We start from the raw sequence: 19584 nt of genomic DNA, 5'->3' as shown, positions 1-19584 counted from the left end.
ACAGATACTGTGCAACCGGCCACGAGTTGCCGGGAAAGTGTTCGGCCCGCCGGCCACACAGTTAGTGTTCCGTTGCGATGACGACCGAAGCCGGCTCCCCAGACGTCGAGACGCCCGCGCGCAAACAGCGACACCCGCGCCGCCGCATCATGTCCCGGATCAGCATTCAGTCCAAGCTGCTCGCGATGCTGTTGATCACCAGCGTGCTGTCGGCGGCGGTGGTCGGGGCCATCGGATATCAGTCGGGCCGCAGCTCGCTGCGCAATTCGGTGTTCGACCGGCTCACCGAGATCCGGTCGGCCCAGACCCGTCAGTTGGAGGCCGAATTCCGGTATCTGCGGGACTCTCTGGTGGTCTACACGCGAGGCACGACCGCCACCGAAGCCGTGCGCGCGTTCACCGCAGGGTTCGACCAGCTCAACGACGCCGTCATCGCACCGGCTCAGCAGCAGGCGATCGTCGACTACTACCGCAACCAGTTCGCCAAGGCCGAGGAGGCCCAGACCGGCAATCAGGCCGATGTGGCAGCGCTGCTGCCTACGTCCAACCCGCAGAAATGGCTCCAGGCCAACTACATGGCGCCGTTCAACGACTGGGACACAGCCCTGAAATTCTCCGACGCCCGCGACGGCAGCGCCTGGTCGGCGGCTTGTGCACGGTTCAACGAGTACTTCCGCACCGTCGTCGACCGGTTCAAGTTCGAGGACGCGCTGCTGCTGGATACCCGCGGCAACGTCGTGTACAGCGCGTACAAGGGTGTCGACCTGGGCACCAACGTCTACACGGGCCCATATCGCGGCGGCAGCCTGACCGACGCGTACCGCCGCGCGGTCACGTCCAACGCCATCGATTACGTCGATGTGACCGATTTCAGTGACTACCAGCCGGCCCAGGCCCCGACCGCCTGGATGGTGTCCCCGATCGGCAGCGAGGGCCGCGTGGAGGGCGTGCTGGCCCTGCAGTTGCCCATCACGGGAGTGAATCGGGTGATGACCGCGAACCAGCAGTGGCAAGAGGCCGGCATGGGATCCACGGGCGAGACCATCCTGGTCGGCCCGGACGGTCTGATGCGGTCGGTGTCGCGAACGTTCGTCCAGAACCGTGACCAGTACAAGAAGGACGTCATCGACGCGGGCACCCCGCCCGATGTCGCGGCCACGGCGATCCGCCAGGGCGGCACCACACTGGTGCAGCCGGTGGCCAGTGACGCGGCGCGGCTGGCCGAACGCGGCCAGACCGGCACCATGATCGACCTCGACTATCTGGGGCACGAGACGCTGCAGTCCTACGCCCCGGTGAACCTGCCGGGCCTCGACTGGGTCATGGTGGCCAAGATCGACACCACCGAGGCGTTCGCGCCGGTGACCGTGTTCACGAGGACCCTCGTGCTCTCGACCGTGGCGATGATCTTCGTCGTGTGTATCGCCGCCATCGGGCTGGCGCGATTCTTCGTCCGCCCGCTGCGGCGGCTGGAAGCCGGGGCACAGCAGATCAGCTCGGGCGACTACGGAGTGTCGCTGCCGGTCCTGTCCCGCGATGAATTCGGTGATCTGACAGTCGCTTTCAACGAGATGAGCCGCAATCTGCGGATCAAGGAGGACTTGCTCGAGGAGCAACGCAAGGAGAACGACCGGCTGCTGCGGTCGATGATGCCCGAGCCGGTGGTCCAGCGGTACCGCGAAGGCGAGGAAACCATCGCACAAGACCACCAGAACGTCACCGTGATTTTCGCCGACTTCGTCGGACTCGACGAATTGTCCGCCGACCTGAGTTCCGACGAACTGCTGGCGATCGTCAACAAGCTGGTGCGACAGTTCGACGCGGCCGCCGAACATCTCGGCATCGAGCAGGTACGTACCCTGCACAACGGCTATCTCGCGAGCTGCGGGCTGACCGTGCCCCGGCTCGACAACGTCCGCCGCACAGTGGACTTCGGCGCAGAGATGCAGCGCATCGTGGACCGGTTCCGCGCCGAGACCGGCCATGACCTCAGATTGCGGGCCGGCATCGACACCGGCACCGTCAGCAGCGGGCTGGTCGGTAGATCCAGCCTCGCCTACGACATGTGGGGAGCCGCAGTGGATCTCGCCTACCGGGTGCGCAGTGGCGCGCCACAGCCCGGCATCTATGTCACGACCCGGGTACACGACGCCACCCTGGATGTGCGGCAGTTCACCCCCGCGGGTTCGGTGAGCGTCGGCGGCACCGAGGAGCAGATCTGGCGACTCACGGAGCGTCAGCCGTGAGAAGTGTGCTGGAGACCGACTGGTTCTACTGGGCCCTGTCCGTTGCGATCGGCCTGCCTGTCGGCCTGGTGCTGCTCACCGAACTGCACAACACGCTGGCGCGCCGCGGCAGTTATCTGGCCCGGCCGGTCGGCTTGCTGCGCAACTACATCCTGCCGCTGGGCGCGCTGCTGGTCCTGCTGGTCAAAGGCGGCGACATCTCGGGTGAGACCACCGGGGTGCGCATCGTCGCCACCGCGTTCGGCTTCGTGGTGATGATCCTGCTGTTGTCGGGTTTGAACGCCACCTTGTTCCAGGGCGCCCCGGAGGGCAGCTGGCGCAAGCGAATCCCGTCGATTTTCCTCGATGTGGCCCGGTTCGCGCTCATCGCGATCGGCGTCGGAATGATCTTCGCCTACGTGTGGGGCGCCCACGTCGGCGGCCTCTTCACCGCGCTGGGCATATCGTCGATCGTGCTGGGTCTCGCGCTGCAGAACTCGGTGGGCCAGATCATCTCGGGTCTTTTCCTGCTGTTCGAGCAGCCGTTCCGGCTCGGCGACTGGCTCGACACGCCGTCGGCGCGCGGTCGCGTGGTCGAGGTGAACTGGCGCGCAACGCATATCGACACCGGTAGCGGCATGCAGATCATGCCCAACTCGGTGCTGGCCGGCGCCTCGTTCACCAATCTGAGCCGGCCGGAGGCGTCTTATTCGCTGTCGATCGTGTGCACGTTCGGCCCCGCGGATCCGCCGGATCAGGTGTGTGCCCTTCTCACCGGGGTCGCCGCACGACTACCGCAGATACGTCCGGAAGCCACCGTCAAGGCGGTCGCGGTCGGCGGCAACGACTACCGCACGACGATCCCGGTGCGCTCCCCCGCCGACGACGGCGCCGCCAAGGCGACCTTCCTGCGCTGGGTTTGGTACGCGTCGCGACGCGCCGAATTGCACCTCGACGGGATCGACGACGATTTCGGCACCGCCGAACGGCTGACGAAGGCCTGCCGGCGGATGGCCACCACCCTGCGCCTCAGCCACACCGACCAGCAGGAACTGCTCACGCACGCCGCCCTGACGCGCTACGGAGCCGACGAGGCCGTGCAGACTGCCGGTGAGGTTCCGACCCGGATGAGCTACCTGCTCGACGGACGAGTGCAGGTCACCGCGGCAGGGCCGGACGGTGAGGTCGTGCCGGTCCGGACCCTGCATCCCGGCGACTTCCTCGGCCAGAGCGCGCTGACCCGCGAGGCGACGCGGACATCGGTGTATGCCCTCGAAGAGACCACGATGCTGCAGGTGGATCGCGATTTTCTCGAAGAACTGGTGACACGAAATCCCTTGCTGCTCCATGAGATGAGCAGGCTCCTCGACGAACGCAGGACCGATGCCCGTCGGGCCATGTCCGCCACATCGACGCAGGCCCCGGTCTCGGCGCCGAGTTCCAATCGTTAGCCAACCGCGATCTGTCCACCCCGTCGTGTTACTCGTGTGACTCCTGGGACACATGATTCACTTTGCTCGCAAAGCGACGGCAATTGCTTGTAGCAAGCAAACGAAAGGTGGGTTGGTTGCCGTTATGAAGTTCCTCAGAAACATGCGTGGCACGACAGCATGGATCACGTTGCGCCGGTTGATGGTCGGCGCCATCGCGACGCTGGCACTGCCCGGGCTGATCGGTATCGCCGGGGGGTCGGCGACCGCTGGAGCGTTCTCCCGGCCGGGTCTGCCCGTCGAATACCTCGATGTCTTCTCGCCGTCGATGAACCGCAACATCCGCGTCCAGTTCCAAGGCGGCGGGCCGCACGCCGTGTACCTGCTCGACGGGCTGCGCGCCCAGGACGACTTCAACGGCTGGGACATCAACACCCCGGCGTTCGAGTGGTACTACCAGTCCGGCCTGTCCACGATCATGCCTGTCGGCGGCCAGTCCAGCTTCTACACCGACTGGTACCAGCCGTCGAAGGGCAACGGGCAGAACTACACCTACAAGTGGGAAACGTTCCTGACCAACGAGCTGCCCGCGTGGCTGGCCGCCAATCGTGGTGTGTCGCAGACCGGTAACGCCGTCGTCGGGATCTCGATGGCCGGCAGCGCGGCCCTGACCTACGCGATCTACCACCCGCAGCAGTTCATCTACGCCGGCACCCTGTCCGGCTTCCTCAACCCGTCTGAGGGTTGGTGGCCGATGCTGATCGGCCTGGCGATGAACGACGCGGGCGGCTACAACCCCGAGAGCATGTGGGGCCCGTCCACCGATCCGGCGTGGAAGCGCAACGACCCGATGGTCAACATCAACCAGCTGGTCGCGAACAACACCCGCATCTGGATCTACTGCGGCACCGGCACCCCTTCGGATCTCGACTCCGGGACCAACGGCGGCAACCTGATGGCCGCACAGTTCCTCGAAGGGCTGACCCTGCGCACCAACGTCACCTTCCGCGACAACTACATCGCGGCGGGCGGCAAGAACGGGGTGTTCAACTTCCCGCCGAACGGCACGCACAGCTGGGGCTACTGGGGGCAGCAGCTGCAGGAGATGAAGCCCGATATCCAGCGGGTGCTGGGCGCTCAGTCCGCCACCTAACTGAAAGATCCACCCACCCAGGGAGCCTGCCGTTACCCCCGACGGCAGGCTCCCTGTCCGTGTTGGGCGTGCTCGTCTGCGCGGCTCATCGTTGCGGCCGTCAGTTCCCAACGCGGCGAATCGATTCCGCCATTGGATCCTCGTCGGCCACACGGCCCATGCGGTAACGTCGGCAGTCCCATGCCCTACCGAATCGACCCACCTCCACCCAGCACGAATTCGCCTGGCGGCCAATGTCGTCCGGCCCGCCATGCTGCCGGGCTGTGCCTAGTTGGGCGACGGTGGTGGTTCCGGTTGGAAGGGTGTGTACCACCACCAATCGGCGCGTTCACCGGTCGGCCCCCGATAGGGCGGGACATTCGGTGGCGGCGTGGTAGGTGGCCGCGCCAGCGACCCGGGCTGCAGTTCCCGCCCGGTGGCGTCGGTGACCTTGAGTTGATGCGCGGGGCCGGTGATGGTGATGCCACCCTTGTGGTGCAAACGATGGTGGTAAGGGCAGAGCAACACCATGTTGTCCAACTCGGTGGGCCCGCCATCCTCCCAATGGACGATGTGATGCGCGTGCAAACCCCGGGTCGCTCCGCAGCCGGGTACCGCACAGCACCGGTCCCGACGCTCCAGGGCGCGGCGCAGCCGACGGTTGACGGTGCGGGCGGAACGCCCCGCCCCCATCGGTTGGCCGTGGCGTTCGAACCACACCTCGCAGGTCGCATCACAGGTCAGGTAGCGCCGCTCCGCATCGGTGAGCACCGGGCCCAGATGCAGGGCTGCGACCGTTTTCTCGCCATCTTTATCGAGGTCGAGGTGTACGACGACGGTGGTGTGCTGGCCGTGTGGGCGGGCCGCCACATCGGCATCCCAGCCCGCCTCGATCAAACCCATGAACGCGTCCACGGTGTTCGGGAACGGTGGCGCCTGCTCGGAGGCGCCGTCGGCATCCTCGCGGTCACGCTTCCACGCCGCGATCAACGCCTCCTGATGCGAGCGCATCCCGGCATCGAACTTCGCCGCCTCCAACCGCGGCAGGGTGATCTGATACGTCGTGCAATCGTCATGCTCCACTTTGGTGAACGACCGCTTTGGCTCCGGTACCACCGGCTCGGCTTCCGTTTCCGGGTCGGGGTCGACCGGCGGCTCGGGTTTGGGTTCCAACTTCACCGCGGTACGCAACTGGGTCACCGTGGCGACCGCGGCCAACTCCGCGTAGTGCGCATCGGAACCGTCGGCGGCGCGCTCAGCGATCACCCCCACCTGATCCAGCGACAACCGGCCCTCCCGCAGGCCCTCGACACAGAGGGGGAATTCCTCGGCCCGCCGTGCCACCGCCACCACCGTCTCGGCATTATTGGGGGTGATCCCGGTTTTCCAGGCCACCAGCGAGGTGATCGACCGGGCCCCGGTGGCGCCGCACAACCCGTCGCGCTCCAACTCGGCGACGATGTCGACCATGCGTCCGTCGATCGCATTGCGCTGCCCGGCCAACTCCGACAACTCCTCGAACAACACCTCCACCCGCTGCGCAGGGCTCACCCCATCATCAGCGAAAGATGTTGGCTGCGAGGACATACCATCATTATGGCGAAGACCACCGACAAAAACCGAACCCCGAGCCCGAGGACAGGATTGGTTGCGCAGGGTGGATTCGAACCACTCCCTAGCGGCTTGTGAGCCCGACGGACTTTCGAACTGTCCTACCGCGTAATGCGTTTGGTGCTCGCAGCAATGCACCAGCGATATCCGACATCCCCGCTGCCAACTTGTCGAGCGCGGCTAGGCTTGCGCAGCATGGTCGACGAGGCACGGGCCCGTGAGCTGGCCATCGCGGCGTTCGATGCTCAGCAGGTGGTCCTCGGCGGCGCTCGGGAATTGAACGACGGGTGGTTCTTCCCCAGCGTGACGAAAGGCCCCGACCTCTTCACCGGCGTCATCGTCAACAAGCGGACCGGCCGGTGCCTCCGGGTGAGGGCGCATACCCCTTTGGACAAGGATCCCACCCTCTACGACCGTGGATACCAGTACGACGGCTATGACCTCGTCGTCCTGGGGATCGGGGACCTGGACCAAACCGTTCGTATTGTCATGGCCCTGCACGTGGTCACCGTTGACACGTACTACAAGAACGACCGGGTGTACCGCGTTGGTCGACCGCTCACCGAAGCCGAAGTCCGCGAACGTCTCTCGAAGCTGCCGTGCATATTCAGTGGAGGATTTATTTTCCACATCGACGAGCTTGAGCATGCACGCGAAGCCGGCTGGATGTCGTTCAAGGTTTTCGAATATCGCGGCAAGGATTGAGACGACGTGATCGGGTCACTTGGCCGAGAGCTTGCGCCAGCTGAAAACCGCGATCCCGACGCCGATCACCGCGGTGATGGGGCCGATCACCGACCACGTGGTGGTATTGCTCATCGGACTGCCCTGCAACACACCAAAGCCCTGCAGTGCCCAGATCAAGCCGAACAGCGTCAGGATCACACCGATCGCGAACGTGACTACGAATCCCCGCTTCATGCTTGGATGCTACGCGCGCACCGGACACATCGACGGAACGTCAGGGGCGCAGCACCAACTTGCCTCTGGTGTGGCGCTTTTCCAGCTCGGTGTAGGCCGCCCGCACGTCGTCGAGGCTGAACACGCGCGCAATGGGCACCTCCAGCACACCGTCGGCCACCAGCCCGGCCAGCTCCGCGACCACAGCGATGTCGCTCGCGTCGGCATTGCCGGCTCCCTGAACCCCGAATCGCTCGATGGCCGGGAAGTCGATGATGGTGTCCACCCGGGCGGGCTCGACGCCCAACTCCTCAACCGCGAGCTGCACGTAGCCCCCGCCGAAGAAATCCAGGAACGCGTCCACGCGACCGTTCGGCGCCGCGGCCCGCAGCCGGTCGGCCAGCCCGTCGCCGTAATTGACCGGGATGACGCCGTGTGCGGTGAGCCAGTCGTCGTTGGCGGGGCCGGCGATCCCCAGCACGGTTGCCCCGGCGCGCGCCGCGAGCTGCACGGCGATGGTCCCGACGCCGCCTGCCGCGCCCGCGACGACCACCGTGTCGCCGGGCTGCAGCCGCACCGCGCGAACCGCCGCGTACGCGGTGGTCCCCGCAACGAACAGTGAGCCCGCCACCTCCCACGGCACGGCAGCAGGCTTGGCGGTCACCTGCCCTGCCGGCACGGCGACGTATTCGGCCTGGCTCGACCGGCGTTCGGAGAATCCGATCACCTCGTCGCCGACAGCGAATCCCCTTACTCCTGGACCGATTTCGGCCACAACTCCGGCAAGGTCACTGCCCTGCCCGGACGGGAACGTGGCCGGCCAGCGGTCATGCAGGGCGCCGCGGCGGATCATCGCCTCGCCAGGATTGAGGCCTGCGGTTCTGTACCCGGTTCAATGCTGTTGTATGTCCCCGGCGACGGGTACCCGGTCCAATCGTTGAGGGCGACTTCTTCTACCGGCTCGCCGAATTGGAAGATCCCGGCATTGGCGGCAACGATGTCGAGGCGGCCCAGTTCCCGAACGGCGGAGTCCAGGCCGGATTTCAGGACGTCGTAGTCCCGGACGTCGGCTTGGTAAGCGATGATGCGTCGCCCGTGTTTTTCGACGAGTCGAACGGTCTCGTCGAGATGTACTGGTCAGCGGACGGCGAAGAATTCCCTGGCCGTCCGAGGTGCCCACAGCAGGGCGACGACGAGGATCTGCGCGGCGCCAACGATGGGGATGACGGCGTGGAACATCGGCGAGGACGACCAGGACACCATGCTAAACCCTAGGGACAGAGCTTGGGAGACCGTGGCCAGCCGACGGGTCCATGGCCGTGCGGTGGTCAACTTCCACACCAGCAGCGTGCACAACACCAGCAGAATGCCATGGAAAGCCGCCCCGAAAGCCACGGCGAGGTCGACCGACCTCCCGACCTCCACCGCAGCGAAACCGGGGTGCTGGGAGGCGATCTGGTCGCGCAGAGTGCTCTGGTTAACTCCCATCACCACCGGTATGACCAGGTGGCTGACCGCTACGGCGGCCAGCAGCACCCGCGCCGATTCGACAGGTGCGGGTACCTGTGAGGCTCGGTTTAGGGCAGGGGGCCGCATGCTTGTTCTTCCTTTCCGTGGGGCTTCGCTGGACGTCGAACTGAAAGTCCACCGCCCATCCCCGATTGGGTGCGGTGGAGCTGCTGTGGCGCTTGCGCCGCCGGCGCTGCGGCACTCGAAGGCCTTCCTCACGCCAAAGACGTTGCACCTTCTTGTGATTGACTGCCCAGCCTTCCGCACGGCCGTCGTGATATGCAGGTCGGAAACCCCGTCGGGGGTGATCCTTGGCATAGCGCGAAGCCAGGCCCAGCGTCGGTTCAGGATCGGCCGTGGTGGCCCGCGACAGGCTCATGGCGTTGGGTGGCGCGATGTTGCCCGGTGACAACCCCCCCACAAAACCAAGGGCTGCAACCACAGCAGCAACGACGCCGAGCGTCGCGCGACGGTGCCAACGAGGCGATAAAAATCGACACCGCAAAGATCTAAGAAACAAGAGCAATCACATCCTATCTCAGGTGCGACAGTGCGTGCGCGCAGCGGCGCATACAGCTCACGTGGCTCGGTTCCGGCCCCAGCGGACAAACACGACACCGCTGGGGAATGCGATCGGCTGGGCAACAGGGGTAAACCCGGAAATCACTCTGCGATCCGGGAACAGTCGACGTCCCCCTCCTTGTACGAAGGGATAGATGAACAACCGGTACTCGTCGACGACCTCAGCCTCGATGAGCGCATGGCACAGGCTGATACTCCCGGTCACCACAATGTCGCCACCTTCGGCCGCTTTCAACTCCGCCGCCTCATCGGCGGGGTCCCCCGACAAAATCGTTGAGTTTTCCCACTTCGGGTCTGTCATGGACGACGACACCACGTATTTTTCAACGTTGTTGAGGTAGTCAGTTATCCCGGTGATGTCATCCAGCTGACTTGGCCAGTATCCGCGAAAGTCCTCAAATGTTTTCCGGCCGACTAGAAGCGCGTCAGCAGTCGAGTCTTGACGAGTCATCTCGGCAAGCAGCTCGTCATCCTGAGACTGCGGGTCGAACCACCCGGCCCCCTCCAGCATTTCCACCGAGCCGTCCAGGGTCACATTCTGAGTAATGATCAATGAGCGCATACCTTATAGACCACCGACTGCCTATCATTTCATCGCGCCACGGTCCGAGCGGACCCGTGAACTGGTCCACACCCAACGAGGGGTGTGTCGCTAGCTCCTCTGTCAAGCGGCGGCGGTTTTGACCCCCGTAGCGAGGTCGGCTTGTAGCGCCGCGTAGACGACGTCGGAGAGTCGCCGTTTGAGGACACGCAGTGCTTCCATCCCGCTGTCTCCGCTGGCTTTACGCCGAGTCATCATCTGTTTGGTCGGTTCATGCCAGTGCGCCTGGGTGAGCGCGATCCGGTGCAGGGCAGCGTTGAGTTGACGATTCCCGGTGCGGCTCAGCCGGTGGCGGGCCTTGTTGGAGGACCAGACCGGCATCGGTGCGGTGCCGTTATGACGGGCGTAGGCGTCCTTGGACCGGAACCGATCGACCCCGGCGGTCTCACCGAGAATCTTGGCCGCAGTGATGGTTCCGCAACCGGGGATCGCGATCAACGACGGCGCCATATCGGTCACCAGTGTGGTGATCTCTGCGGTGAGCTCGTCGATCTGCTGGGTCAGTGTGCGGCACCGTTCGAGCAGATCACGCGCCAGCCGCGCGACGGTTCCCGTGAGCGGCTCCAAACGCACCAAGACCTGGTCCAAGATTGCAAGCCGATCCAGAGATCGGGCCTTGGGTTCCCAGGACGGGTCGAGCTCGTGCAGATACCAGCGCAGTCTATTGATCACCCGAGTCCGTTCTGCAACAAGGGATTCACGATGATCACCGAGTAACCGCACGTCGCGGTCAGGACCATCCAACCGGGCCACGGGAAGATCGGGTTCGCGCTGCGCGGCACGGGCGACGGCGAGCGCATCGATGGGATCGGATTTGCCGTAGGTGCGGGCCGAATCGCGGACGTGGGCCATCAACTTCGGTGGCACCCGCACGATTGCGTGACCCGCGGCAAGCAGATCCCGCTCCAGCCGCCGCGACAGGTGTCGGCAGTCTTCGATCGCCCACACCAGACCGTTACCACTGGCCAACTGCTCGGCCCAGGTCAGCAGTCCCAGATGATCTTTGGTGGTGGTGGCGATCGTCTTCGATGCCAGCTGGCGACCGTTGGAATCGACCGCGACGATGGTGTGGGTGCGCTTGTGCGCATCGACTCCCAGAGTGATCATTGAACTCGTCTCCTTCTCCTTGAGGGGATCAGGGATCGGTCGGTGGGCACATCCCAGTCAGGGGCGATGCCACGCTCCTCTCAAGCCACGCCGGCCGGTCCTTGGCATCCGGCGGGCCGCACTACAGACAATGGCCACCAACGGCAAATAACAGGTGGAGCGAACCCGCCGGACCCCTTCAGTCAAACACTGGCATTAACGGTGTAAGTGGCCTTATGGCCCCCGGTGTGTCGGAGGGCGGAAAGGTCACGAAACGACCGAAACTGTCGTGGCTGTGGAGCCATCACAGAATGAAGAACACGATCCCGCGGTGACGGCGATCGACGTCCCAGCGGCTCGTGAGGTCGACGAGCTCGAGGTCACTCGGGAATTGGTGCGCCAGGCACGTGAGGCCGGCGTAGCGTTGACCGGCGGATTGCTCAAGGCGATGACCAAGACGGTCATCGAAACCGCCCTCGACGAGGAACTGCCCGAGCACCTCGGGTATGTCCGTCACGATCCCGCCGGGCATGGAAGCGGCAACTCCCGCAACGGAACCCGCACCAAGACGGTACTGACCGACGCCTGCGGTTCGATCGAAATCGACGTCCCGCGGGATCGGGCGGGCACGTTCGAACCGCACTTCGTCAAGAAGCGCCAACGCCATCTCACCGACGTCGATGAGGTGATCCTGTCGCTGTATGCCCGCGGATTGACCACCGGGGAAATCAGCGACCATTTCGCCGACATCTACGGCGCGGCGGTCTCCAAGGACACCGTCAGCCGCATCACCGACCGCGTCGTCGAGGAGATGGCGGCCAGGCACAGCCGCCCCTTGGAACGGGTATACGCCGCGGTGTTCATCGACGCCCTGCACGTCAAGATCCGCGACGGCCAGGTGGGCCCCAGACCGATCTACGCGGCCATCGGGGTGGATTTGTAATGTGCTCGGGATGTGGGCCGGTGAAGGCGACGGCGAGTCGGCCAAGTATTGGCTGTCGGTGCTGACCGGGCTCAAGAACCGCGGGGTGGCCGACATCTTCTTCCTGGTCTGCGACGGTCTCAAGGGTCTCCCGCAATCGGTGGGTACGGCGTTCCCCGACACCGTGGTACAGACGTCATCTATTAACAATGGGTGGGCCGGGATGGTCTCGGCGTTCACCTGCACCACCACGGGCAGGACCTGTGCAAACGCGTCACCTTCGAGGTCCACATGCAGACCTGTCCGCCCACGGTGGCTGCGGGGCATGAACCGGCCAGCGAGAGCAGCACCACCGGTGTCAGCGGCGAGTGCCGAGACGAGGTCTCGGGCAGGCCTCGCGTTCGCAGCGTGAACCTTCAATGTGAAGGGGATCTCACTGCAATGAATCAGGATAGTCCGTAACGGCGGGATCATTTTTGGTACGGCATCGACTGGGGTGGTCGTTTCCACCACCTCTGCGTGCTCGACGATGACGGCCACCAGTTGGTCAGCGAGAGGATTGCTCATACCGTCGACGGTCTGGTCGCGTTGGTCGCGATGATCACTTCCTTGACTGGTTCGGTGAGTATCGCGATCGAACGAGCCGAGGGCCTGCTCGTCGAGCACCTGCAACAACACTGTGATACCGAAATCTACTGTGTGTCACCAAGATCTCGGCGCGGGCCCGCGAACGGTATCGGATGGCAGCCGCGAAGTCCGACGAGTTCGACGCCTATGTCCTGGCCGACACATTGCGCCACCAGCATGCCCAGTGGCGGCCGTTGACCGCGCCCGCACCGCTACTGGCGGAATTGACCGCAGTGACCCGGGACCGTCAACGCATCCTGGACATGCAGGTAGACACCGAGAACCGGCTGCGTTCGGTTTTGGAGGCCTACCATCCTGCCCCGTTGCACCTGTTTTCCTCGTTGGATCGCGATATCAGCAGCGCTAGTTGTTCAGTGAATGCTTTGGCCGCCAATGCTTTACCGGCCACGTTGGCGCTTATCCGGACCTATCCCACCCCGGGCGCAGGCAGGCAGGATCACCGCCGAGCGGATGGGCGCGTTCACCGGCCGACACGGCTACAGCGGCCGCCAGAAACCCGAGGCACTTCTCGAGCGCATAGCGCCGCACCTACTGTCGGCCAGTGAAGGCACGGTCGTCAATAAGCATCTTCGAGCCCACGACAAGCGGCTGGGCGAGCTGCTCGACATGCACCCGGACACTCCGCTCTTCACCAGTTTCCCCGGTATCGGACCCGTCACCGCCGGCGTATTGATCTCCGAAATGGGGGAAGAGCGCAGCCGTTTCCCATCGGCGGCGTCGTTGTTAGCCGAGACCGGCTTGGCTCCGGTCACCAAGGCCTCCGGGCGCACTCGTCAGGTGAGGTTCCGCTACGCCGCCAACCGGCGAATGCGCCACGCCATCGACTGGTGGATGTTCGTCACAGTCCGTGAAGACCCTTGGTCTTCCGACATCTACGAACACGCCCGTGCCGCCGGCCAACCACACCACCGTGCTCTGCGTGGCCTGGGCGCGCGCTGGTGTCGCATTCTGTGGCGCTGCTGGCACGATCACACCCCCTACAACCCGGTCATCCACCACCACGCCACCGCGGCATAGTCCACCGATTCCAACACCGCGCTGAGCAAACCAAGTCGGTCGCGGCGACCGAACACGTCCACGACGAAAGGTTCACAGCGGGAGTCTGTTTCATCCACCTAATCCGCGGCACGTTCCGCTACGGCGGTCGTCAGCACCGTGATGCGATCGCCAAAGGCCGTCAAGCCGATCTACACCGCGGTCAACGCCGACGCGGCCGCTGCGGCGTTGGATGCGTTCGAGGCCGAATGGGGCAATCGATATCCGGCGGCAATTCGGTTGTGGCGCAACGTTTGGAGTCAATTCGTCCCGTTCCTGGACTACGACACCGAAATAACGAAGGTGATCTGCTCGACTGATGAAATTGTCAAGGTGAGCGGGGAGTGGTGGCGGGTTTGCGGGGTTGCCAGTGAGCCACGAGGACTTCGTAGGCCCGTTCGGCCTGTTCGACGATCGCGTTCTCCTCGTGGCGGCGGTGCTTGCTGTTGTCGGCCGCCGCGGGTTGGCGATGGTTCCCACGCCGCGACGGTGCCCCTGCGGCCAGCTCGAACGGCATTGCTGCACAAGACAAATGGACTTCGACACCGGCACATCGCGGTTGCTATCGATCGGCCCGTGTCCACGGTGCTGCGCTGGCTGCGCCGCCCTACCAGGGCATACCTGGAACGCATCTACCGAGGCGGCACCCGACAGCTACTGGCACTGGACCCTGACGTTCACCGCGCTGGGCAACACCGCAACCTGCTGCATCACGCGTTGTCGATCCTGTCGGCAGCCGCCTACTGTGAACGCCACCGATACGGCATCGACGACCCGCCCTGGACCCTGATCGGGCCCTACACCGCGGTCGCCTCTTGCCGCCACCGGCCTAGCCTCATCATGGCCCCGCGAGCCATCGGGGGCGCCGTTCGGCACGCCCGACGGCGCCCGTCACCACGACGACCAGCACGTCGCCGCGCCGACTAACCCGTCACTTTGCAGACCAACTCCCGAAATCACGTCCGCACCGACAGTGACGGCATCATCTGCATACTCAGCGACGGCCAACAGTGCGCAACGCCCGACGCTAACAGCATCACTTCGCCGGTGGAGGTACGCGTCCGCGCGTCCGGGTCAACAACGTGGTCACCGGGCTTCCGGGTTCGCCGCGGCGGATGTTGCCGAGGTAGTAGTCCCGTTCGGTGCTGCCAGGCGCCATCGGGTGCGGCGGGGCCGCCATACCGGGCTGCAGTGGCGCCAGCAGCTGGTCCTTGCCGTAGATCAGGTCGGCGCGGTTGTCGTCGGCCATTTCGTAGTCGTTGATCATCGTCAGCGCTCGCGTCGGGCAAGCCTCGATGCAGAACCCGCAGCCGATGCAGCGCAGGTAATTAATCTGATACACCCGCCCGTAGCGCTCGCCCGGCGAAAAGCGTTCGGCCTCGGTGTTATCGGCGCCCTCCACGAAAATCGCGTCGGCCGGGCAGGCCCACGCGCACAGCTCACACCCGATGCACTTCTCCAACCCGTCGGGCCATCGGTTGAGCTGATGGCGGCCGTGATAGCGCGGCGCCACCGGGCCCGGCTTCTCCGGATACCCCTCGGTGACTGGCTTCTTGAACATCGCCGAAAACGTCACGCGAAAACCCGCGATGGGTTTGAGGAATGTAAACATGTGTGCCCTCCTGGGTCGCGCCGACTTCGAGTGCGCCGGGCCTCCTGCGCTGCCTGCCCCGAGCTTGGCCACGTACACATGAACCTGAGACCCAGACTAGGCCGTGTCATCAACCGGCATTCCTCGAAACAGCCCTGTCACGTCACCTCAGCGGGAACATCAAGATACACCCGAATCCCAGGGGTGTCGCTAGCTCCTCTGTCAAGCGGCGGCCAGAGTGGTCTGGGTCTAAGAATAACGGTGGATCTGGTCTTGGTCTGACACGCCGGGCGTGAGCTTGGCGGGAAGGACAGATGATGTCCGAAACACCATCAGCATGATCCTGCGTCCTATCCGCTGTGCTGGACACTACGAAGATCATCTCAATTTGCCGAAACGAGGAGCAGATCAGTGCCTGATGATCGCTGCAGCGATCTTCGCGCCCCGACTTCCTCGACCGCGCCTTGGGAATCGTCGAATCAATCCGGATCTCGGTGCAGCGACGCCAGGAGGCTGCGCGCGATGTCGTACAGCTTGACGTTGCGGTGTTGGGATTCTTCGACGAGGAGCCGGAACGCTTCGTCGGCCGTGCATCCGCGGACGGACATCAACGCCCCTTTGGCTTGGTCGATTTCGGCCCGCGACGTCAGGGCGCGTTCGAGCTGGGCGATGGTGTCCCTGCTCTGTTGCCATAGGCGGGCGTTGGTGATGGCTGCGCTGGCTGCGACGGTGTAAAGCCGCATCAGCCCTTCATCGAAAGGGTCGAACGCCGACACGGTGTAGCTGTAGACGTTCAAGGATCCGAGCAGTTCGACGTCGTCATCGCCAATCAACAGCGGCACCGACAATATCGCCTGAATACGGAGTTGCTCGGCGGCCTCGGAGAATTCCGGCCACCGGGTGTCACCGCTGATCTCCATCCGCACCGGGATCCTACGTTGGGCCGCCTCGACGCACGGTCCGCGGCCTGACTCTTGCTGAAGGTGGTCAAGCCCGATGATCCGTTCGTCGGTGCACACCGGAGTGCGACGAGTGTCGCCATTGAACACCGTGATGCTCACGGCGTCGGCATCGGGGATCGCTCGTGCCGCGGTCTGGGCCACTCGGGCCAAGACGTCATCAAGCGGCTCTTCCCCAGCGAGAATGCCGCGAAGGTCGGCGATCGCCTCCGAGGTTGCATCCAGGCGCCGCAAGGGATCCGGGCGATCGTTGCCTGTCATTGCCTCGCCGTCCTCCAGCCTGGCTCATCGTCACCAGCCGTGTCGGCACTGGCTCAACGGAATCGTAACGGCGTAAACGCGCCAAGCACCGTAGAACGGGCGCCGCTCAACCGGAAATCCCATGACGATGACGCGTGCAACACCTCAGCGGTGCCGCGGTTCTTGATCTCGGCGGTGCGCACCGACAGCCGGAACTTCACCAAAGGGGCACGGGTGCCTGCGAAGGCGTGCGAGGTGGCGCCTGCATCGTCAGGAGTTTTGCAATCGTGCGCCGTCGACGTGGTCGACGAAATGGGCGATGACGGCCTCACTGCGCATGCGCTCGGCCGGCGGCCAGTTTTGCGCATGCCGTGCCGACGAAGTCAACCAGACGGGTGAAACGCGGGATCGCAGGTTTGAATGCCGACTTCGCGCACGTGTTCTTGACGTAGCTGTCGGATGACGCGGCATGGCCTTGGCCTGCAGGGTGATCCGCCGGGAGCTGCCGTTGCCGCGGGGCGCCGGTCCAGATTTCCGTATTGGGCGCGGCGATCCGAGAGATCCAGGGCGTTTCGGCGTGGGCATCAGCCGGGGACCGGCGCCAGCTTTGCCGGAGCTGTTGTGCCCCCTTCCGATTCCCAGCGCTCTTGAGCAATGGACGCCTGGATGCGCCTGTCGCGATCTCGGGGGCTGATCATCAGGAGACTGTCGGTGGTGGCGGCGTTGCCGGGTTGGGCTGCGGTCGTCATGATGGTATGGGCGTTGTCAGCGTCGGTATTTGGCGCAATCACCAGCAGCACAAGCCGGTCCCGGTCACCGTCGAGCCCGAGAACTTCAATGGTGTTGATCGCTTGGAGTCGGTATCCGTCCAGACGTACCGCACGGCCGCCGGTGACGAGCTTCCGTGGCGCTTTGTCCCATGTGTTGAGCTTGTACAGCACCCGGTCAATGCGGCCCAGCCGTTCCGAGAGCACCGCCAACAGGTCTGGCAACTCTGCGCTGAGATCATCGGTGTGCGGCCACCACGCCCCGTCGACGTATCCGCTATGCGGTGCCGTGGGTTTCAACCGCAACCGCGGAGTGCGAGCCGGCGCGGTGGCGTTCTGAGAGGTTGTGCGAGTCTGCTGTTGCGTCATGGCGACGCTCCCGTCCCGGCCGCGAATCGGCCATATTCTTGGAATCGACGATTGACACGCGTGGTTTGCGTATACGAAGTTGCGCCGACGTCTGTGAAAATTACGCCGCTCCCGCGTGATGGGCGGTTGCGGCCTCTTTGATTGTTTAAGTTGTTGCGCTTGTGTCGATTTGCGGTCCACGTCGAGGCTCCTCGACGCGTGCACGGTGTGTGCTTTGCTCTGTTGGCCGTGAGCTTTCTTTGGGGTCGGCGGTTCTGCGTGCTTGGGATGTAAGCGAAGCCGGCAACATCGTGTCCGCGCGGTCCCATTGGGTCGTGGCGCTGTTCGGAGGACGTCGCTGCCACACTGTCGTGGACGTCGGCGAGTCCGTGCCGACCGGCTCGGGACGCAATGCTGCCGGCTTTTGTCGGTGCAACTCCGCGTTGGCGGCGGCGTCGGCGGACCACGCCTCGCACTGTCCAAATGGTGCCGGCTCCTCGTTGGCGGCCACGCCGATCTTGCCATCCTTCGCGGGGTTGCGTTTGTTGTGTTTGTTGCCCGCCATCCACGCGAAGACAGCAACCGGCATCACCACCGCGAACACCACGAGGGAAGTGAAAACAATATTGCTGGTAGCCATATCGGCTCCTCGGGGGCTGGATGAAACGTGAGCAAAGCATGTAATCGGTTGCACCCCAGGTACTTCATCGCGCGGTTAGCGATATGAGCGAGCTTCACCTGCAGAGTGCCGAAGCTTCCCACTGCGGGAATGGTGTAGCCGATGGGTATGGTCGCGGCTCGAGTCGGCTCGGCAAGTGAGTCGGCGTTGACACTGTCGTCCGCTGCGCCGCTCAGTAATAGTGTCGGCGGCCGCCGACGGCGTGGCCCATCCGTCCCATGAGCATCAGGAGTAGACCGACGACGAGCAGTATGACTCCGATGACCAAGACGACATGCGCGAACGCGAACGTCGGGACCAGGCTGGGGAGCAGGAGCCCCAGGACGATGAGGATGATTCCGAAAACAATCATGGCACTTGCCTTAATTCTGTGTAGAGGTGACCGAGCACGGTGTGGGCCGGGTCAGTGTTTAAAGGCGTCTTTGACCTTGGCGCCTGCCTGTTTGGCGTTGCCCTTGAATTGATCGGCACGCCCTTCAGCACGCAGGCGCGTATTGCCGGTGGCGCGGCCGATGAGTTTTTTTACCGCACCCTTGGCGGCTTCGGCTTTGTGGGCGATCTTTTTACCGACGCTCATTGCGGACTCCTTGATCTTCGGTGTCGATGGCCCGCGAGCGCGGGCTCAGAGGGTCGGCCGGAGCTGGCCTACCGGCGACGGTGTCGAGGCCTGCGGTGCGAATCGGTTGCCGACCATGCCACCACCGGCCGAAGCGGGATGTCTCTCTCGCCGCAAGCGGGCCGCTGGGGGCCACGCCCGCACGTATGACTGCGTCGTCGTGGTCGTGTTCGATCCGCCGGTCGTGTTCCTCGTTGAGAAACGCCGTCTCACGTCGGGACTTGGCGAGGTCACGGCGGGCAGCTCGCCCGCGTCGGGCGGTGCGCCGGGCACCGGCGAGCAACACATTTAGTCCCTGCATCGCGACCGCGCCGACGGCGATCCCAAAAACGAACAGAGTGCCGGTCGACCCGGTGAGGTGATAGCCCAACGCATCGAAGTTCTCCGTCAACGGATGCGCGGGTCCCGCGTTCGCCAGAACCCCGGTGAACCCCACGACCACCGCGACGAGCAGAACAACCAATCCGATGACGAGGACCATGATCACGCTTCAATCTTGTGCTAGAAGTCCAGTACACGCCCTTTCAACGTCATTTGTCAACGGTATATGTCTACGGAATAGAACTACGTTGAAAACCGGATGGCGCGCTCGGCCCGGGAGGATCGCACAGAGGGCCGTGCCGGGCGCCGGGCTCCTCGCCGTTGCCATCTCTACGGCGTATGTCTACAGTGAAGATATCCACGGAGTGACGCAGTCGGAAGG

21 protein-coding genes, 1 tRNA gene and 4 pseudogenes are annotated in these 19584 nt (G+C 64.3%); 9 read left to right on the top strand and 17 right to left on the bottom strand.

Going from position 1 to position 19584, the window contains the following annotated elements; all coding sequences use genetic code 11:
* Positions 1–77 precede the first annotated feature (77 nt).
* From BTO20_RS16085 to BTO20_RS16075, 3 genes are all read left to right on the top strand, one after another.
* A complete protein-coding gene (locus tag BTO20_RS16085; RefSeq protein ID WP_198344408.1) occupies positions 78–2246 on the top strand; it encodes an adenylate/guanylate cyclase domain-containing protein in 2169 nt (722 codons plus the stop codon).
* Entirely contained in the window at positions 2243–3676 is a 1434-nt protein-coding gene (locus tag BTO20_RS16080; protein ID WP_087077374.1) for a mechanosensitive ion channel domain-containing protein, read from the top strand. The genes BTO20_RS16085 and BTO20_RS16080 overlap by 4 nt, the downstream gene beginning before the upstream one ends.
* 124 nt (positions 3677–3800) lie before the next feature.
* Positions 3801–4808, top strand: coding sequence for an esterase family protein (locus BTO20_RS16075; RefSeq protein WP_198344407.1), 1008 nt, complete (start codon positions 3801–3803; stop codon positions 4806–4808).
* Positions 4809–5075: 267 nt separating this feature from the next.
* Here the strand turns inward: BTO20_RS16075 and BTO20_RS16070 are convergent, their stop codons facing one another.
* Positions 5076–6374, bottom strand: a complete 1299-nt coding sequence (locus BTO20_RS16070; RefSeq protein ID WP_087077373.1) for an HNH endonuclease signature motif containing protein — start codon at positions 6372–6374, stop codon at positions 5076–5078.
* A gap of 58 nt (positions 6375–6432) precedes the next feature.
* A tRNA-Val gene (locus BTO20_RS16065) sits at positions 6433–6509 on the bottom strand.
* 84 nt (positions 6510–6593) lie between these two features.
* On the opposite strand from BTO20_RS16065, the gene BTO20_RS16060 reads away from it, so the two are divergent.
* Positions 6594–7103, top strand: coding sequence for a hypothetical protein (locus BTO20_RS16060; protein WP_087077372.1), 510 nt, complete (start codon positions 6594–6596; stop codon positions 7101–7103).
* A 15-nt stretch (positions 7104–7118) separates the two neighbouring features.
* Here the strand turns inward: BTO20_RS16060 and BTO20_RS16055 are convergent, their stop codons facing one another.
* The 7 genes and pseudogenes from BTO20_RS16055 to BTO20_RS16025 all read right to left on the bottom strand — a co-directional run bounded on the left by BTO20_RS16055 (position 7119) and on the right by BTO20_RS16025 (position 11097).
* Positions 7119–7319 carry a hypothetical protein gene (locus tag BTO20_RS16055; RefSeq protein WP_087077371.1) on the bottom strand — a complete coding sequence of 67 codons (201 nt, stop codon included), beginning with the start codon at positions 7317–7319 and terminating at the stop codon, positions 7119–7121.
* Positions 7320–7359: 40 nt separating this feature from the next.
* Positions 7360–8181 (bottom strand): annotated as a pseudogene (locus BTO20_RS16050) (NADP-dependent oxidoreductase); the annotation flags it as partial.
* Positions 8148–8381, bottom strand: coding sequence for an SDR family NAD(P)-dependent oxidoreductase (locus tag BTO20_RS40540; protein ID WP_408632202.1), 234 nt, complete (start codon positions 8379–8381; stop codon positions 8148–8150). The pseudogene BTO20_RS16050 and the gene BTO20_RS40540, both read right to left, overlap by 34 nt.
* 54 nt (positions 8382–8435) lie before the next feature.
* Positions 8436–8894 (bottom strand): hypothetical protein, encoded by a 459-nt coding sequence (locus BTO20_RS16040; RefSeq protein ID WP_170064384.1) that lies wholly within the window; start codon positions 8892–8894, stop codon positions 8436–8438.
* 34 nt (positions 8895–8928) lie between these two features.
* Positions 8929–9180, bottom strand: a pseudogene (locus BTO20_RS39350) (IS3 family transposase); the annotation flags it as partial.
* A gap of 204 nt (positions 9181–9384) precedes the next feature.
* The gene (locus BTO20_RS16030; protein ID WP_083171311.1) at positions 9385–9951 is read right to left on the bottom strand and encodes a dihydrofolate reductase family protein; all 567 of its coding nucleotides are present in this window, start codon (positions 9949–9951) and stop codon (positions 9385–9387) included.
* 102 nt (positions 9952–10053) lie between these two features.
* Positions 10054–11097 carry an IS110 family RNA-guided transposase gene (locus BTO20_RS16025; RefSeq protein WP_087077368.1) on the bottom strand — a complete coding sequence of 348 codons (1044 nt, stop codon included), beginning with the start codon at positions 11095–11097 and terminating at the stop codon, positions 10054–10056.
* Between the two features lie 310 nt (positions 11098–11407).
* Between BTO20_RS16025 and BTO20_RS16020 the strand changes: the two are divergent.
* From BTO20_RS16020 to BTO20_RS16010, 5 genes and pseudogenes are all read left to right on the top strand, one after another.
* Positions 11408–12206 (top strand): annotated as a pseudogene (locus tag BTO20_RS16020) (IS256 family transposase); the annotation flags it as partial.
* A gap of 278 nt (positions 12207–12484) precedes the next feature.
* The gene (locus tag BTO20_RS41120) at positions 12485–12823 is read left to right on the top strand and encodes an IS110 family transposase (protein ID WP_269770364.1); all 339 of its coding nucleotides are present in this window, start codon (positions 12485–12487) and stop codon (positions 12821–12823) included.
* Positions 12739–13191: an IS110 family transposase gene (locus tag BTO20_RS40535; protein ID WP_269770357.1), complete on the top strand. Its 453-nt coding sequence runs from the start codon at positions 12739–12741 to the stop codon at positions 13189–13191. Before BTO20_RS41120 ends, BTO20_RS40535 begins: the two co-directional genes overlap by 85 nt.
* A complete protein-coding gene (locus BTO20_RS40530; protein ID WP_232491156.1) occupies positions 13097–13663 on the top strand; it encodes a transposase in 567 nt (188 codons plus the stop codon). Before BTO20_RS40535 ends, BTO20_RS40530 begins: the two co-directional genes overlap by 95 nt.
* A gap of 86 nt (positions 13664–13749) precedes the next feature.
* Positions 13750–14009 (top strand): annotated as a pseudogene (locus BTO20_RS16010) (transposase); the annotation flags it as partial.
* On the opposite strand, the gene BTO20_RS16005 reads toward BTO20_RS16010, so the two are convergent.
* The 8 genes from BTO20_RS16005 to BTO20_RS15970 all read right to left on the bottom strand — a co-directional run bounded on the left by BTO20_RS16005 (position 14010) and on the right by BTO20_RS15970 (position 19362).
* Positions 14010–14198: a hypothetical protein gene (locus BTO20_RS16005; protein ID WP_198344620.1), complete on the bottom strand. Its 189-nt coding sequence runs from the start codon at positions 14196–14198 to the stop codon at positions 14010–14012.
* Between the two features lie 519 nt (positions 14199–14717).
* Positions 14718–15293, bottom strand: coding sequence for an NADH-quinone oxidoreductase subunit NuoI (gene nuoI, locus BTO20_RS16000; protein ID WP_157680226.1), 576 nt, complete (start codon positions 15291–15293; stop codon positions 14718–14720).
* 458 nt (positions 15294–15751) lie between these two features.
* Complete coding sequence (locus BTO20_RS15995) at positions 15752–16492, bottom strand: GAF and ANTAR domain-containing protein (RefSeq protein ID WP_087077367.1); 741 nt, start codon at positions 16490–16492, stop codon at positions 15752–15754.
* Between the two features lie 563 nt (positions 16493–17055).
* On the bottom strand, positions 17056–17607 hold the full coding sequence (locus tag BTO20_RS15990; RefSeq protein ID WP_087077366.1) for a DUF5994 family protein: 552 nt from the start codon (positions 17605–17607) through the stop codon (positions 17056–17058).
* A gap of 145 nt (positions 17608–17752) precedes the next feature.
* Positions 17753–18226, bottom strand: coding sequence for a hypothetical protein (locus BTO20_RS15985; RefSeq protein WP_142282843.1), 474 nt, complete (start codon positions 18224–18226; stop codon positions 17753–17755).
* A 211-nt stretch (positions 18227–18437) separates the two neighbouring features.
* Entirely contained in the window at positions 18438–18617 is a 180-nt protein-coding gene (locus BTO20_RS15980) for a DUF6131 family protein (RefSeq protein WP_083167294.1), read from the bottom strand.
* 51 nt (positions 18618–18668) lie between these two features.
* Positions 18669–18842: a CsbD family protein gene (locus BTO20_RS15975; RefSeq protein WP_083167296.1), complete on the bottom strand. Its 174-nt coding sequence runs from the start codon at positions 18840–18842 to the stop codon at positions 18669–18671.
* Positions 18829–19362 carry a hypothetical protein gene (locus BTO20_RS15970; RefSeq protein WP_083167439.1) on the bottom strand — a complete coding sequence of 178 codons (534 nt, stop codon included), beginning with the start codon at positions 19360–19362 and terminating at the stop codon, positions 18829–18831. Before BTO20_RS15970 ends, BTO20_RS15975 begins: the two co-directional genes overlap by 14 nt.
* Positions 19363–19584 lie beyond the last annotated feature (222 nt).

It is taken from the genome of Mycobacterium dioxanotrophicus (assembly GCF_002157835.1).
Taxonomy (GTDB): domain Bacteria; phylum Actinomycetota; class Actinomycetes; order Mycobacteriales; family Mycobacteriaceae; genus Mycobacterium; species Mycobacterium dioxanotrophicus.
Note: the sequence above shows the minus strand (reverse complement) of the source record. Positions and strands in the feature narration are given on the sequence as shown.